Below are 13,626 nucleotides of genomic sequence, written 5' to 3' on the forward strand. Positions count from 1 at the left end.
GCCCGGCGCCCACAGGCTGAGACGGAGGTGAGATTCCACACGTCGTCGTGCCAGGATTGAGCACCATCAGCATCCTGTCACGATCGGAGACGCCCATGCCGCAGCCCCACCATCCAGGCACCGCCGAGAAAGCGAGGGTCCCTCGCGTGTCGGGAAGAGGCGGTGCCCTGTGGACGACCGCCGGACTGCTGACCCTCGTCCTGGGCGCCTGCTCCCCCGCAGACTCTGACGCCCAGCAGGCCGGCGGACAGGAGCCGGCGGGCGAGCCCGAGTCGCTGCTGGACGAGGTGCTGGACCGCGGCTCCCTGACGGTGTGCACCACCGGGGACTACCCGCCGTTCACCGAGCTCGATGAGGACACCGGGAAATTCACCGGTATCGATGTGGACATGGCCCGGGACCTCGCCGAGAACCTGGCCGTGGAGATCGACTGGGTGCAGACCAGTTGGGACGACCTCATGGAGGACTACCTGGCGGACTGCGACATCGCGGTAGGCGGCATCTCGATCAACCCCGCCCGATCAGAGCAGGTGTTCTTCTCCGAGCCGCTGATGGAGGACGGCAAGACTCCCATCACTCGCTGCGAGGACGTCGACGACTACCGGACGATCGAGCAGATCAACGACCCCGGCGTCACCTCGATCATGCCCAGCGGCGGGACCAACGAGATCTTCGCCCAGGAGCATTACCCCGAGGGGCACCTGATCACCCACGACAACCTGACGATCTTCGACCAGATCGTCGAGGGTGAGGCAGATGTGATGACCACGGACCGTTCCGAGGTGCTGTGGATCGCCCACGAGTATGACGAGCTCTGCGCCGTCAATCCCGACGAGCCCTTCGACTACTTCGAGAAGGCCTACATGCTGCCCCGCGGGGACATGGTGATGAAGCACTACGTGGACCAATGGCTGACCATGGCTCTGAACGACGGCACCTACGAGGAGATTACCGAACCCTGGTTCGGCGACGACGTCGACCTCTGACCGGCGGCTCCCCCAGCTCAACGAGACAGCGGCGGAGCCATCACCGTCCCGGCGAGCTCCCCGGAATCCACCCGCCGGCGGTGCCCCCGAATCACCAGGATCACCACGATCGGCCCGAGGAACGGCGAGGAGAGCGCCGCCACCACGCACAGGAGCTTCCAGCTGAAGGCCAGGGCCGGGCAGCGGTAGACCCGCACCAGGGCCCAGATCAGCAGCGCCAGGTGCAGAATCCCGCCGAAGCCGACGGAGGCCTCCCACCCGGTGGGGACGAGCGGGTTGGCGGCCAAGAGCAACAGCGCGTCAGTAGTCATACGGTCCACGCTACCGTTCAGAACACGTTGAGCTGGTGAGTTTCCGCCCGAAAGACGCCTCAGAGGCGCCAGTTCAGGCGGAAACTCACCAGCTCAACGGTGAAGGGAGGGGTCTACTGCAGCAGCGTCTTGTCGTCGACGACGGCGCCCTTGAGCTTGCCGAACTCGGCCAGCAGGTCCTCCGGGGTCATCTGGGACTTCCGCTCGGGGCCGACGTCGAGGATGATCCGGCCCTCGTGCATCATGATCAGCCGATTGCCCACCTCCAAGGCTTGGACCATGTTGTGGGTGACCATCAGCGTGGTCAGCCCCTTCTCCTCCACCACGGTCCGAGTCAGTCGGGTCACCAGCTCGGCGCGCTGAGGATCCAGAGCGGCGGTGTGCTCGTCCAGCAGCAGCACGCGGGGGTCGGAGTAGGTGGCCATCAACAGGCTCAGCGCCTGCCGCTGCCCACCGGAGAGCAGCCCCACCTTGGTCTTCAGTCGGTTCTCCAGGCCCAGCTCCAACTGGGTGAGGGCTTCGGCGAAGCGCTCCCGCTTGGCCTTGGTCACACCCCGGGCCAGCCCACGGGGCTTCCCACGGCGGTCGGCCAGGGAGAGATTCTCCTCGATGGTGAGGTTCGGTGCGGTGCCGGCCATCGGGTCCTGGAAGACCCGTCCCACCATCGAGGCCCGCTGGTGCTCGCGGAGGCGGCTGACGTTCTTGCCGTCCAGGGAGACAATGCCCTCGTCCTGGATGATGCGCCCGGCCACGGTGTTCAGCAGCGTGGACTTTCCGGCTCCGTTCGAACCGATGACGGTGACGAAGTCGCCCTCGACCATCTCCAGGTCGACGTCCACCAGGGCGCGGCGCTCGTTGACGGTTCCAGGGAAGAACGTCTTGGCCACGGATGCGATGCTCAGCATGTCAGGCTCCCTTCTTGCCGGCGCCGGCCGTGGCGCCAGAGGTCAGCGTGGCCTCAGCCGCTGCGGTGAGCGCCGAGCGACCTTTCCTGCGCCGGGTCAGCTTCGCGAATCCTCTCCACTGCGGCAGCAGCAGCGCGGCCACCACCAGGACGGCGGACATCAGCTTCATGTCGTTCGGGTTCAGCCCCAGGTTCAGGGCGAACTGGATGGCCAGGCGGTAGATGACCGCTCCGAGCACCACGGCCAGGGTCGCCTGGAAGACGCTGCGCGTGCCGAAGATCGCCTGCCCGACGATCACCGAAGCCAGACCGACCAGGATCAGACCGATGCCCATGCCGATGTCGGCGAAGCCCTGGTGCTGAGCGACCACCGCACCGGAGATCCCCACCAGGCCGTTGGAGAGCATCAGGCCGACGATCTTCTGCCGGTCGGTGGAGACCGCGAAGGAGCGGATCATCTGCTCATTGTCACCGGTGGCCTGCAGAGCCAGCCCGTTGTCCGTGTGCAGATACCAGTCCATGATGAGCTTGAAGACCACCGCGACGGCGGCCAGCGCCAGCACCGAAGTCCAGCCGACCCCGACGACGCCGCGCAGCGCGCTGATCGCGGTGTCCTGCCCCAGCAGGGGCACATTCGCCCCACCCATGATGCGCAGGTTGATGGAGTAGAGCCCGATCATGGTCAGGATGCCGGCCAGCAGGCCGTTGATGTTCCCCTTGGTGTGCAGCAGCCCAGTGATGAGGCCTGCCACGCACCCGACGACGAAGGCAGCCGCCGTCGCGAGGAAGGGGTTGACGCCGTTGGTGATCAGGATCGCCGCCGTCGCCGCACCCGAGGTGAACGAACCGTCCACCGTCAGATCAGGGAAGTTCAGGATCCTGAAGGTCAGGTACACGCCCAGGGCCATGATCGCGTAGATCAGCCCGAGCTCCAATGCTGTGATCATGTGTCCTCATTCGCCGTCATCGGGCGGGTCTTCGGCCGACGACGTGTCCACGTCCGCCCAGGGATCGGGCACCGGCGCGGCCTGGTGTGGCCGTTCCGGTGCCCGCCCTGGTGCTCTTCTGTCGTGCGTGATCCTACGCGGGAGTCCTCCCGCACGGGTCACTCGTCCTCGTCAGCGTCCTCATCGGAGTCCTCGTCCTCACCGGCTTCGGCGGGGTCCTCCGCCTCGAGGTCCTCACCAACGACGCCGTCGGCGCGGTCGAGCAGCTCGTCGTCGAACTCGATGCCCATCAGCTCGGCGGCCTCCGGGTTGACGATCAGCTCGAGGACGCTGCCGGTCTCCACCGCCATCTCTGCTGGGTCCTCACCGTCCTGCAGGATGCGCAGCGCCATCTCGCCCGCCTGGCGTCCCAGCTGCTCGTAATTGATGCCGTAGGTGGCCAGCGCCCCGCGCTGCACTGAGTCGCCCTCGGCCGCGATCACAGGGATCTCGTTCTGGTGCGAATACTGCAGCACCGACTCCAGCGCCGAGACCACGGCGTTGTCCGTGGGCACGTAGATCGCGTCCACGTCGAGCGACTCCACGCCCTGCTGGACCTCGGAGGAGTTCGAGACGGTGGTCTCCTGGATCTCCAGGCCGAGCTCCTCGGCGGCTTCCTGAGCCAGCTCCACCTGGACGGCGGAGTTGACCTCCCCGGAGGAGTAGACGATGCCGACGGTCTCCACGTCCGGGGCGATCTCCTGCAGCAGCTCCAGCTGTTCGGCCACCGGGTTCATGTCCGAGGCGCCGGTGACATTGCCACCGGGGGCGTCCCAGTCCTCGACCAGGCCGGCCTCCTGCGGCTCGGTCACCGCGGAGAAGACGATGGGGATGTCGGTGATCGACTGGGCGGCCGCCTGGGCGGTGGGCGTGGCGATCGCGTGGACCAGGTCATGACCGGCGGTGGCGAAGGTTCCTGCGATGTTGGACGCGGTGGCCTGCTCGCCCTGGGCGTTCTGCTCGTCCCAGTCGACCTCGACGCCGGCCTCGTCGAATGCCGCCTTGAATCCGTCACGGGCGGCGTCCAGGGAGGGGTGGGCGACGATCTGGGTGATGCCGATCGAGTAGCTGTCGCCGCCGTCGCCGTTCTCCTCGCCGTCGTCGCCTGGGCCGTCGCCTCCTCCGTCGCAGGCGGTGAGCAGGAGGGCCGCCGCGGCGGCGGCCGCGGAGAGTCTCAGGGCGTGGGTGCGGTGTCTCATGGGGGTTCTCCTCATCTGGGGGTGCTGGTCAGTCATGCGTGCAGGTCAGCGGTGCCTGACTGCCATGATGCTCGACTTCGGTGTCGATTGTCTGCCCTGGGCGGGCGTGTCAGCGCGAAGACCTCGTGGTGATGAGCTCCTCACGCTCGCTGTCGTCGATCAGATTGATGCCTTGCAGGCCCTTCGGGACCACCGAGACGGCCAGGAAGGACATCACGGCCAAGGCGGCGATGTAGAGGCCGATCAGCCAGGACTTTCCTGTGGTGTCCAGAATGGTCTGGGCGATTGTGGCGGCGAAGGCGCCGCCGATGATGGAGCCCAGCGCATAGCCGATGGAGACGCCGGAGAATCGGATCGAGACCGGGAACATCTCCGCATACAGCGCGGACTGCGGTCCGTAGGAGGGGCCGAGGCCCACCGTGAGGAGGAAGATCGCCAGAGCGAAGAGCGGCAGCGAGGCCGTGTCCAGCAGGAACCACATCGGCACGGCCCAGACGATGATGATGCCGTAGCCGATCTGGAAGGTCCGCACTCGGCCGATACGGTCGGAGACCCAGCCGCCGAAGAGCGTGAAGATGAACCACCCGACGCCGCCGATGAGCGAGGCGATGAGCGTCTCGGTGCGCTCCATGCCCAGGTGGTTCACGCCGTAGGCGGCGAAGAAGGCGATGACCAGGTAGCCGGCGGCGTTGTTCGCCGCGAAGATCAGCGCGGCCAGGAAGGTGTATTTCTTGTGCGTGGTCAGCAGCTCCTTGAGCGGCGCCGAGGACTCCTTCTTGCGCTCCTTCATCTCCGTGAACACCGGGGACTCGTCGACCTTCACTCGGATCAGGTAACCGACGATGATCAGCACGAAGGAGAAGAGGAACGGCACGCGCCAGCCCCACTCGAGGAACTGCTCCTCTGTGGTGAGCGCATTGAGGCCGAACATGAAACCGGTGGCCAGCAGCATTCCCAGGGGCACACCGATCTGCGGGTAGGCGCCGAAGAGGCCGCGCTTGTGGCGCGGCGCGTGCTCCACCGAGAGCAGGGCGGCACCGCCCCACTCCCCGCCGGCCGAAAGACCCTGCAGGATCCGCAGGAGGATCAGGATCACCGGGGCGGCGATGCCCAGCGTGGCGTAGGTGGGCAGCAGCCCGATCAGCACAGTGGCCCCGCCCATGCCCATCAGGGTGACCACCAGCACGATCTTGCGTCCGAACCGGTCCCCCAGCCACCCGGCGAGTACGGCCCCCAGGGGCCGGAAGAGGAAGGAGATGCCCACCGAGGCCCAGGCGATGATCTGAGCGAGCGCCTGGTTCTCCTGGCCCAGCGGCTCGAAGTACAGCACGGCCAGCACGAAGCCCGCCGCCTGGGCGTAGATGAAGAAGTCGTACCACTCGATGGTGGTGCCCACGAGAGTCCCCGCGAGGACCTTCTTCTCCTCGCGAGTCAGCTCATGGCCTTCGGTGCTGAGATAGATGGTCTGGCTCATGTCATCTCCGGATGCAGGTTCAATGCGGATGGACCGCCCTGGACGGGCCCCTGCGTGTGATGCAGGTCACCCCTGGAGGAGAATGTATCAGATTTATTGACCGAACGGTTGGTCAGTTGAAAAGCGCATCCTCCTCCGCCTGGCGATCGACCTGATCAGGACAGCCTCAGGGTGGGCCCTGCGGGTGGACTCACCAGCTGATGACGTGGGGCTGGGAGACCTCCCGCAGCCCATGAGATCCGAACTCCAGACCGAATCCGGATTCTTTGGCCCCACCGAAAGGGACCCGGGGATCGACGGCGCCGTGCTTGTTGATCCAGGTGGTGCCGGCCTCCAGCTGGGCCGCCACACCCCGGGCCCGGCCCAGATCCGAGGACCAGACCGAGGAGCCCAGCCCGACCTCCAGCGAATTGGCCTCGGTGATGGCCTGATCGAGATCGGTGTAGCGGATGATCGGCAGCACCGGGCCGAACTGTTCTTCGACCACCAGAGGGTTGTCGGGATCGATGTCGGCGACCAGGGTGGTCGGATAGAAGTGCCCGCCCCTCCCTGCGACAACCTGGGGGTCAGGGTCCCCACCGAGCAGGATCCTGGCTCCGGACTCTTTGGCAGCAGTGACCAGCCGGTCCACGATCTCCCACTGGGCGCGGTTCTGCACCGGGCCCAACACATTGGCCTCGTCCAGCCCGAGACCCATGGGCATCTGCTGGGCCACCTCGACCAAGGCCTGGCAGACCTGGTCATAGAGGGCATCCGGGACATAGAGCCGTTTCATGGCCGCACAGGTCTGCCCGGTGTTGATGAACGCGCCCCAGAAGAGGTCTTCAGCGATCGCGGCCGGGTCGGCATCGTCCAGGACGATGCCGGCATCATTGCCGCCCAGTTCCATAGTCAGCCGTTTCACGGTCTCGGAGGCTGCGGCGATGATCTTCTTGCCCGTGGGTGTGGAGCCGGTGAACATGATCTTGGCGATGTCGGGGTGCCGGGTCAGTCGGTCCCCGATGACTCCGCGCCCGGGCACGGCGATGAGCACATCAGCATCCAGCACCGTGTTGAGCACCTCTACCAGCCCCAGAACGGACAGCGGGGTGTACCCGGAGGGCTTGATCACCACGGTGTTGCCCATGCGCAGGGAGGGAGCGATCTGCCAGATGCTGATCATCATCGGCCAGTTCCAGGGCCCGATCGCTCCGATGACCCCCAGCGGGCGGTGATGCAGCTCGGCCCGGCCGGACTCGTCATCGACGATGACCTCCGGGTCCATGGGGAAAGCGGCGGTCGCGCGCAGCCAGGCTACACAGGCTCCGACCTCGAACCGGGCATTGGGGCCGTTGAGCGGTTTGCCCTGTTCCCGGGACAGCAGCACCGCCAGCTCCTCGGCATGAGCCTCGATCGCCTCAGCAGCCGCGTTGAGCAGGCCTGCACGATCATCATCCGACCGGGCGGCCCACCCGGGCTGGGCGGCCTTGGCCCGGGCCACGGCGGCATCCAGATCCTTCTCGGTGGCCTCCGGCACTCGACCGACCACCTCGCCGGTGGCCGGATCCAGAATCTCCCGCCCCCCGCTGGCCGACTGGATTCGCTCCAGCAGGGACACCTTCTGGGGTACGTTCTGCGTCGTCATCGCGGTAACTCCTCCTCCATTGTCAGGAATGCTTCGTTCACTTCACTGTGCGCGACAGCTGCAGGGACGATGTTGTCTTCTCCTGCAGCCTTCTAGGACGGGAGCGCGCCGTCTCCTCGACACGAGCAGCCCGACCCCGACCCTGCCGGTGCAGAGAGCGCAGATGCCAGCACACGGCCGCCAGCACCAGCAGGACCTCCGTCGTCGCGAGCCCCAGTGCGAGGTGCATGAGCAGCTCGTGCATCTCGGCCAGCTCGACACCGCCGCCGTGGTGAGGCACCTCTACCTCGAGTCCGTCGGGATTCCCCGCCTCAGCGCCGTTCGGCCTCATCAGACCCAGATGCAGGATCAGCATTCCGACGCTCATGACGGCGACCATCGTCCAGGCGCGCAGCGACTCGCCGCGCCAGAGGTGGCCCGCGCACGGCAGGCACACCACGGCCATGGCGGCCATGGCGAGACTCATCAGCAGACCTCCATGGCCCAGCAGGACCAGGTGGACCACGCCGGAGAGAGCCGCACAGGTCGCCGCGGTGCGACGCAGGACGACGGGAGTCATCAGCGCCGCCCCCTTCCCCATCTGCTGTGAACTGTGTCATATTTATATTGAGCGTGCGCTCAACTATAAGGAGGAGTTCGATGACTGACAAGACCTCGGGCGATGCCGCCCCCCACCCGCTGACCCCACTCTCCACCGAGGAGATCTCCCGGATCCGCGCGGTGCTGCAGCACCACGGCCTGCTCCCCGATTCCGCCCGCGTGAGCTACCTGATGCTGCGTGAGCCGGAGAAGCAGAAGGTCCTGGCCTGGACATCGGATCAGCGACTCCCCCGAGAGGCCTCGCTCGTCGTCACTGACCTGGCCACGAACACGGTCCGTGACGTCGTCGTCGACCTGGACGGCGACACCATCGCCTCCGACCAGCCGGTCGACGTCGTAGAACAGGGCACCGGCCCGATCTTCATGGAGGAGCTCTTCGGGGCCGACGACGTCCTCAAGGCCGACGAACGCTACGTCGAGGCCTTGAGACGCCGTGGAGTGACCGACCTCGAGAAGGTCATCGTCATCGGCCTCTCCGCCGGCGTCTTCGGCTACGAGGATGAGCGCGGCCACCGCATCCTGCGCGCGCTCTCCTTCCGACAGGACTACCCGACCGACTCCATCTGGGCCCACCCGATCGGCGGCGTGGTCGCCCACATCGACATGACCGACCAGAAGGTCCTACGCGTCGTCGAGACAGAGGTGACCCACGTGCCCGAAGAGTCCGGCGACTACCTGGACCCGGCCGTGCGCGGCGAGTTCCGCACCTCGCTGAAGCCCATCTCCATCACCCAGCCCGAGGGAGTCAGCTTCACGCTGTCCGACGGCCTGCTGGAGTGGGAGAACTGGAGCGTCCGCCTGGGGTTCAACGGCCGGGAGGGCCTGACCCTGCACGATCTCAGCTTCTCCGACCAGGGACGCCGGCGCCCCATCATGTACCGCGGCTCCGTGGCGGAGATGGTGGTCAGCTACGGAGACCCCTCCCCCACCAACGCCTGGCAGAACTACTACGACGTCGGCGAGTTCCAGTTCGGGCGTCTGGCCAACGCCCTGGAGCTGGGCTGCGACTGCAAGGGCGAGATCACCTACGTGGACGCCGTCGTCGCCGATGACTTCGGCCGCCCGCAGACGCTGCCGAACGCCATCTGCATCCACGAGGAGGACTACGGCATCCTGTGGAAGCACACTGACGACTTCTCCGGCAGCTCGGAGGTCCGCCGCCAGCGGCGCCTGGTCATCTCCTTTTTCGTCACCGTGGGGAACTACGACTACGGGTTCTACTGGCACCTGTACCTGGATGGGAAGATCGAGCTGGAGTCCAAAGCGACCGGCATCGTGTTCACCAACGCCCATCCCGGCGGCGACTATCCGTACTCCACCGAGATCGCCCCGGGACTCGGCGCGCCGATCCACCAGCACCTGTTCTGCGCACGGATGGACATGATGGTCGACGGCACCGCGAACGCGGTGGACGAGATCGACGTCGTCCGCGAACCGACCTCTCAGACCAATCCGTGGGGCAACACGTTCAACCGCACGATCACCCGACTGCCGTCTGAACAGCAGGCGATCCGCGATGCGGACGGCTCCGCAGGACGCCTCTGGCGCATCAGCAGCACCGAGGCCACCAACCGCCTGGGGCAGTCGACCGCCTACGTGCTCCACGCGGAGGATTCACCCACGCTGCTGGCAGCCGACGATTCCCCGATCCGGCGTCGCGCGGCCTTCGCCGCGCATCATCTGTGGGTGACCCGGTACGACGCCGAGGAGCTGTATCCCGCCGGCCGGCTCGTCAACCTCAACCCGGGCGACGACGGCCTCCCCACGTACGCGGCGCAGGACCGAGCGATCGACGGGGAGGACGTGGTGCTCTGGCACACCTTCGGCCTCACCCACTTCCCACGCACCGAGGACTGGCCGATCATGCCGGTGGACTATGCGGGATTCCGCATGACGCCGAACGGGTTCTTCGACCGCAACCCCACCCTGGACGTTCCGCCGGAGGCCGGCGGGCACTGTCATGCCTCTGGTGCGCCGGAGGCGTCCGCCTCCTCCGAATCGCCAGCCGCGCGCGACGGCGGATGCCACTGCTGAGCCGCCCGCTCAGTCATCCAGGGGGCCAGGTGGTGGCGCAGAATCTGCCAGAGCCTGACCCCCTGGCCCAAGGGCGTGCCGAGCACGCGTTCGAACTGTGAGGCGGTGACCAAGTACAGCAGAGCATCGGCGATGTCCTCCACCGGTGCATCCGGGTGCAGCTCCTCGGCGTCGACAGCCTCACGGAGGAACCCGCTCATCTGCCGACGCCACTGTCGCTCGACCGCGACCTGCAGGCTTCCCACGCTGGGGTTCGCCGCGACGCGTCCCCAGAAGCTCACCACCACGTAGGCCTCGTCCCGGGGGACGCTGCCGATCGGCAGAACTTCTTCAAGCATGGCACGCAGCGCTGCCAATCCGTCGAGACCTTCGACGAGGTGGCCGATGCGGGCGTTGGTCCGGTCGAAGATCATCCGGAACGCACTGGCGAGGACCTCGTCGAAACCGGAGAAGTAGTGCCACAGAGAGCCGACGGCGACCCCGAGCTCGGCGGCCAGCGCACGCGTGGTGGCGGCCTCCATGCCGTCGCGCGCCGCGATCTTCAGGTAGGTGCGCACGATCTCGTCCCGGCGCGCTGCGCGATCGACCTTCTTGGGCATGTGTCCGATTCTCTCCCAAACACCCTGGATCGCGTAGACGGCGCCGTGCCCGCCACAAGCCAGAGGTCCGGGGCTTGAGGCTTGAGGCCTGAGGCCACCGCCTCGTGCTGACGCTCAGACAGCGATCGGCAGGTCCTGGGAGAGGTGCCGACGGCGATAAGCGCTGGGAGACTCGCCGAACTCAGCCTTGAAGATCCGTGAGAAGTGAGCTGCGTCGTGGAGACCCCATCGTCCGGCCACCGCTGAGATGGACCGATCGGTGTGGAGAGGGTCCGCGAGGTCCCGCCGGATGCGTTCCAGACGCCGAGAGCGGATCCATGCCGAGACGGTCTGCCCCTCCTCCGAGAAGATGGTGTAGAGGTAGCGCAGCGAGATGTAGTGGGCCGCTGCGATGGAGGCCGGCGTCATGGTCTCATCACCCAACCTCCGCAGGATGTGTTGACGGACCTCGCGTCCCAGCCCGCGGGCGGGAGTGTCGTGCCGCTCGTGCAGCTCCTGCGAGAGCATCGTGACCATCAGGTCCAGGGCCGAATGCACCAGCCGGGAGGCGAAGGTGCCGTGGAGCTGGTCGAGGTTCCTCCCCAGCTCCACGAAGAAGGGATTGATCATCCGTCCGAATCCGTGCCCTTCGGGAAAGCACGTGGCGGTGACGCAGGAGACCTCTTCCGGAGTGAGGTCGACCAGCTCCTGCGGAAACACCATCACCATCGCCTGGCTGGGCTCGGAGAAGTGCAGCCGGTAGGGCCGGTGGGTGTCATAGATGGCCAGGTCCCCCGGCTTCAGCGTGGCGGCCCGCCCGTCCTGCTCCAGGGTGCCGCTGCCGGAGAGCTGGAGACTCACCTTGTAGAACCGCGCGTCATCCACCGAGATCAGCTCCGGGGTCCGCCGCACCGTGTGCGGAGTCGTGACGAGCTGGAAGATCCCGACGTGGTCCACCGTCGCGCGGCGGAGCTGCCCGCGAAAAGTGATCCCGTCCTCAGCGCGGATGTCCAGCGGCACCACAGCTGCCGCGATCGCGGCACGCCAGGTGGGCAGATCCACGGCGGGGCTCGGGAAGTCGAGGACCACATCGCCCTCGCGTCGGTGATCCATGGCCCCTCCTGCTTTCTGGTGACAGTCTGCCCGGTGATGGTGCTTTTTTATTGAGCACCTGCTCAATGATGACTGCACACCAATTTCAGAGAGGTGAAGTCAGCGTGATTGGAGTGTGGCACACCTCACAGGCCAAGGCAAGAGGTCGCTCCGGCACCCAGCCGGTCAACTCACGTGCACGGTGGCACAAGACTCGACTCCGCCCGCGCCTGACACTGGACTCACCCACCGTCACTCGACTGCACGAGACGGAGCCCAGACATGAATGACCCGATCCTCACCACTCAGACTCCAGCCCCCGAGGAGGCCGCCCTGGCCAGGCGCACCCTCGGCGTCCCCGCGCTGGTCTTCCTGATCATCGCCGCCTCGGCACCGCTGACCGTCCTTGCCGGCGGGGCGACCACCAGCTTCGCCGTCACCGGAGAGCTCGGCGTGCCCGTCGGATACCTCATCCTCGGGATCATCCTGGTCTTCTTCTCCCTCGGGTACGGCAGGATGAGCTCGCTAATCCAGAACGCGGGCGCCTTCTACGCCTACGTCACCGCCGGCCTGGGGACACGATCCGGCATCGGGACCTCGTTCCTGGCGCTGGTCACCTACAACTCCATGCAGATCGGCCTCTACGGGGTCTTCGGGTTCGCGGCCTCCTCGATCGTCGGAGACCTCTTCGGGATCACCGCGCCCTGGTGGGCCTGCGCACTGGTCGGGTGGCTCGTGGTCGGACTGCTCGGGGTGAACCGAGTCGATCTCAACGCGAAGGTGCTGGCGGTGATCGTGGCACTGGAGTTCGTCATCGTCGTCGCCGTCAGCCTGCTCTCCTTCAGCGTGGCACCAGAGGGCGTCACCGTGGAGGCGTTCATGCCGGAACACTGGATCACCGGCAGCTTCGGCGCGATGCTCGCCTTCGGCATCGCCGCCTTCATGGGGTTCGAATCCGGCGCCATCTACTCCGAGGAGGCGAAGGATCCGGCGCGCTCCGTCGCCCGGGCCACCTACATCGCCGTGGGCATCATCGCCCTGTTCTACGCCTTCTCCGCCTGGGCGTTCTCCGTGGGCGTGGGACCCTCGCTGATGGTGGCGGAGTCCCAGCAGTGGGGGCCCGATCTCATGTTCGTATTCCTCGGCCAGCATGTCCCGGCGATCGTCACGAATCTGGCGGCGGTGCTCTTCCTGACGAGCATCCTCGCGGCGATGATCGCCTTCCACAACGCCGCCGCGCGGTACTTCTTCTCCATGGGCCGCGCCCGCGTGCTGCCTTCCATCCTGGGGGCCACCAGCACGAGAAGCGGCGCCCCGGTGGCGGGTTCGCTGGCTCAGAGCGTGCTGGGCCTGGTGTTCATCGTGGTCTTCGCCGTCAGCGGCGCCGGCTCCGACCTCGGGCCGCTGTACCCGGTGCTGACGATGTTCCCCTGGCTGACCAACGCCGCAGGCTTCGGCATGGTGCTGCTGCTCTGCGTGACGTCGGTGGCGATCATGCGGCACCTGAGCCGGGATCCTGATCGGCATCCCGTGTTCCTGCGCCTGGTGGCGCCGCTGATCGCCGCCATCGGCTTCGCGGTCATCGCCGTACTGATCATGGTCAACTTCGACGTCATGATCGAGGCTGAGGGCTTCTCCGCGCTGGTCGTCATCATCCCCGGGATCATCGTGGGCTCCGGCCTGGCCGGTCTGGCCTGGGGACAGTTCCTGCGGAGCAACAGGCCCGAGGTCTATGCGGCGGTGGAGCGAGCCACCATCGGCTGACCCGATCCCCTCACCCGGTGCTGCCGCAGGCGCGCCTCCCTGAGGAATGTGCATCGGATCACAGATGATATACG

12 protein-coding genes are annotated in these 13,626 nt (G+C 66.6%); 3 read left to right on the top strand and 9 right to left on the bottom strand.

Annotated features, from left to right (window positions below; genetic code table 11):
* Positions 1 to 146 precede the first annotated feature (146 nt).
* Entirely contained in the window at positions 147 to 986 is an 840-nt protein-coding gene (locus ODE13_RS02340) for a transporter substrate-binding domain-containing protein (RefSeq protein WP_322477818.1), read from the top strand.
* A gap of 17 nt (positions 987 to 1,003) precedes the next feature.
* On the opposite strand, the gene ODE13_RS02345 is transcribed toward ODE13_RS02340, so the two are convergent.
* The 7 genes from ODE13_RS02345 to ODE13_RS02375 form a co-directional block, all read right to left on the bottom strand.
* Positions 1,004 to 1,297: a hypothetical protein gene (locus ODE13_RS02345; protein WP_322477819.1), complete on the bottom strand. Its 294-nt coding sequence runs from the start codon at positions 1,295 to 1,297 to the stop codon at positions 1,004 to 1,006.
* 113 nt (positions 1,298 to 1,410) lie between these two features.
* A complete protein-coding gene (locus ODE13_RS02350) occupies positions 1,411 to 2,202 on the bottom strand; it encodes an ABC transporter ATP-binding protein (RefSeq protein WP_322477820.1) in 792 nt (263 codons plus the stop codon).
* Position 2,203: 1 nt separating this feature from the next.
* Positions 2,204 to 3,148: an ABC transporter permease gene (locus ODE13_RS02355; protein WP_322477821.1), complete on the bottom strand. Its 945-nt coding sequence runs from the start codon at positions 3,146 to 3,148 to the stop codon at positions 2,204 to 2,206.
* A 158-nt stretch (positions 3,149 to 3,306) separates the two neighbouring features.
* A complete protein-coding gene (locus ODE13_RS02360) occupies positions 3,307 to 4,386 on the bottom strand; it encodes an ABC transporter substrate-binding protein (RefSeq protein WP_322477822.1) in 1,080 nt (359 codons plus the stop codon).
* A 109-nt stretch (positions 4,387 to 4,495) separates the two neighbouring features.
* Complete coding sequence (locus ODE13_RS02365) at positions 4,496 to 5,860, bottom strand: MFS transporter (protein ID WP_179542111.1); 1,365 nt, start codon at positions 5,858 to 5,860, stop codon at positions 4,496 to 4,498.
* Between the two features lie 190 nt (positions 5,861 to 6,050).
* Positions 6,051 to 7,484 carry an aldehyde dehydrogenase family protein gene (locus tag ODE13_RS02370; RefSeq protein WP_322477823.1) on the bottom strand — a complete coding sequence of 478 codons (1,434 nt, stop codon included), beginning with the start codon at positions 7,482 to 7,484 and terminating at the stop codon, positions 6,051 to 6,053.
* 37 nt (positions 7,485 to 7,521) lie between these two features.
* Positions 7,522 to 8,043: a hypothetical protein gene (locus ODE13_RS02375; protein ID WP_322477824.1), complete on the bottom strand. Its 522-nt coding sequence runs from the start codon at positions 8,041 to 8,043 to the stop codon at positions 7,522 to 7,524.
* A gap of 80 nt (positions 8,044 to 8,123) precedes the next feature.
* Here ODE13_RS02375 and ODE13_RS02380 point away from each other — a divergent pair, with 80 nt between their 5' ends.
* Complete coding sequence (locus ODE13_RS02380; RefSeq protein WP_322477825.1) at positions 8,124 to 10,118, top strand: primary-amine oxidase; 1,995 nt, start codon at positions 8,124 to 8,126, stop codon at positions 10,116 to 10,118.
* Here ODE13_RS02380 and ODE13_RS02385 read toward each other — a convergent pair.
* Both ODE13_RS02385 and ODE13_RS02390 read right to left on the bottom strand, forming a co-directional pair.
* Positions 10,043 to 10,717 (bottom strand): TetR/AcrR family transcriptional regulator, encoded by a 675-nt coding sequence (locus tag ODE13_RS02385; RefSeq protein WP_322477826.1) that lies wholly within the window; start codon positions 10,715 to 10,717, stop codon positions 10,043 to 10,045. The genes ODE13_RS02380 and ODE13_RS02385 overlap by 76 nt on opposite strands.
* Before the next feature lie 114 nt (positions 10,718 to 10,831).
* Positions 10,832 to 11,809, bottom strand: a complete 978-nt coding sequence (locus ODE13_RS02390) for a helix-turn-helix domain-containing protein (RefSeq protein WP_322477827.1) — start codon at positions 11,807 to 11,809, stop codon at positions 10,832 to 10,834.
* 261 nt (positions 11,810 to 12,070) lie between these two features.
* Between ODE13_RS02390 and ODE13_RS02395 the strand changes: the two genes are divergently transcribed.
* Positions 12,071 to 13,552: an APC family permease gene (locus ODE13_RS02395; RefSeq protein ID WP_322477828.1), complete on the top strand. Its 1,482-nt coding sequence runs from the start codon at positions 12,071 to 12,073 to the stop codon at positions 13,550 to 13,552.
* The last annotated feature ends 74 nt before the right edge of the window (positions 13,553 to 13,626 follow it).

The sequence above is a fragment of the Nesterenkonia sp. HG001 genome (assembly GCF_034438835.1).
Classification (GTDB): Bacteria; Actinomycetota; Actinomycetes; order Actinomycetales; family Micrococcaceae; genus Nesterenkonia; species Nesterenkonia xinjiangensis.

Coding starts and splice junctions, on each gene's coding strand:
- ODE13_RS02345 (WP_322477819.1), bottom strand. CDS start 1,297: ATGACTACTGACGCGCTGTTGCTCTTGGCCGCCAACCCGCTCGTCCCC.
- ODE13_RS02350 (WP_322477820.1), bottom strand. CDS start 2,202: ATGCTGAGCATCGCATCCGTGGCCAAGACGTTCTTCCCTGGAACCGTC.
- ODE13_RS02355 (WP_322477821.1), bottom strand. CDS start 3,148: ATGATCACAGCATTGGAGCTCGGGCTGATCTACGCGATCATGGCCCTG.
- ODE13_RS02360 (WP_322477822.1), bottom strand. CDS start 4,386: ATGAGACACCGCACCCACGCCCTGAGACTCTCCGCGGCCGCCGCCGCG.
- ODE13_RS02365 (WP_179542111.1), bottom strand. CDS start 5,860: ATGAGCCAGACCATCTATCTCAGCACCGAAGGCCATGAGCTGACTCGC.
- ODE13_RS02370 (WP_322477823.1), bottom strand. CDS start 7,484: ATGACGACGCAGAACGTACCCCAGAAGGTGTCCCTGCTGGAGCGAATC.
- ODE13_RS02375 (WP_322477824.1), bottom strand. CDS start 8,043: ATGACTCCCGTCGTCCTGCGTCGCACCGCGGCGACCTGTGCGGCTCTC.
- ODE13_RS02380 (WP_322477825.1), top strand. CDS start 8,124: ATGACTGACAAGACCTCGGGCGATGCCGCCCCCCACCCGCTGACCCCA.
- ODE13_RS02385 (WP_322477826.1), bottom strand. CDS start 10,717: ATGCCCAAGAAGGTCGATCGCGCAGCGCGCCGGGACGAGATCGTGCGC.
- ODE13_RS02390 (WP_322477827.1), bottom strand. CDS start 11,809: ATGGATCACCGACGCGAGGGCGATGTGGTCCTCGACTTCCCGAGCCCC.
- ODE13_RS02395 (WP_322477828.1), top strand. CDS start 12,071: ATGAATGACCCGATCCTCACCACTCAGACTCCAGCCCCCGAGGAGGCC.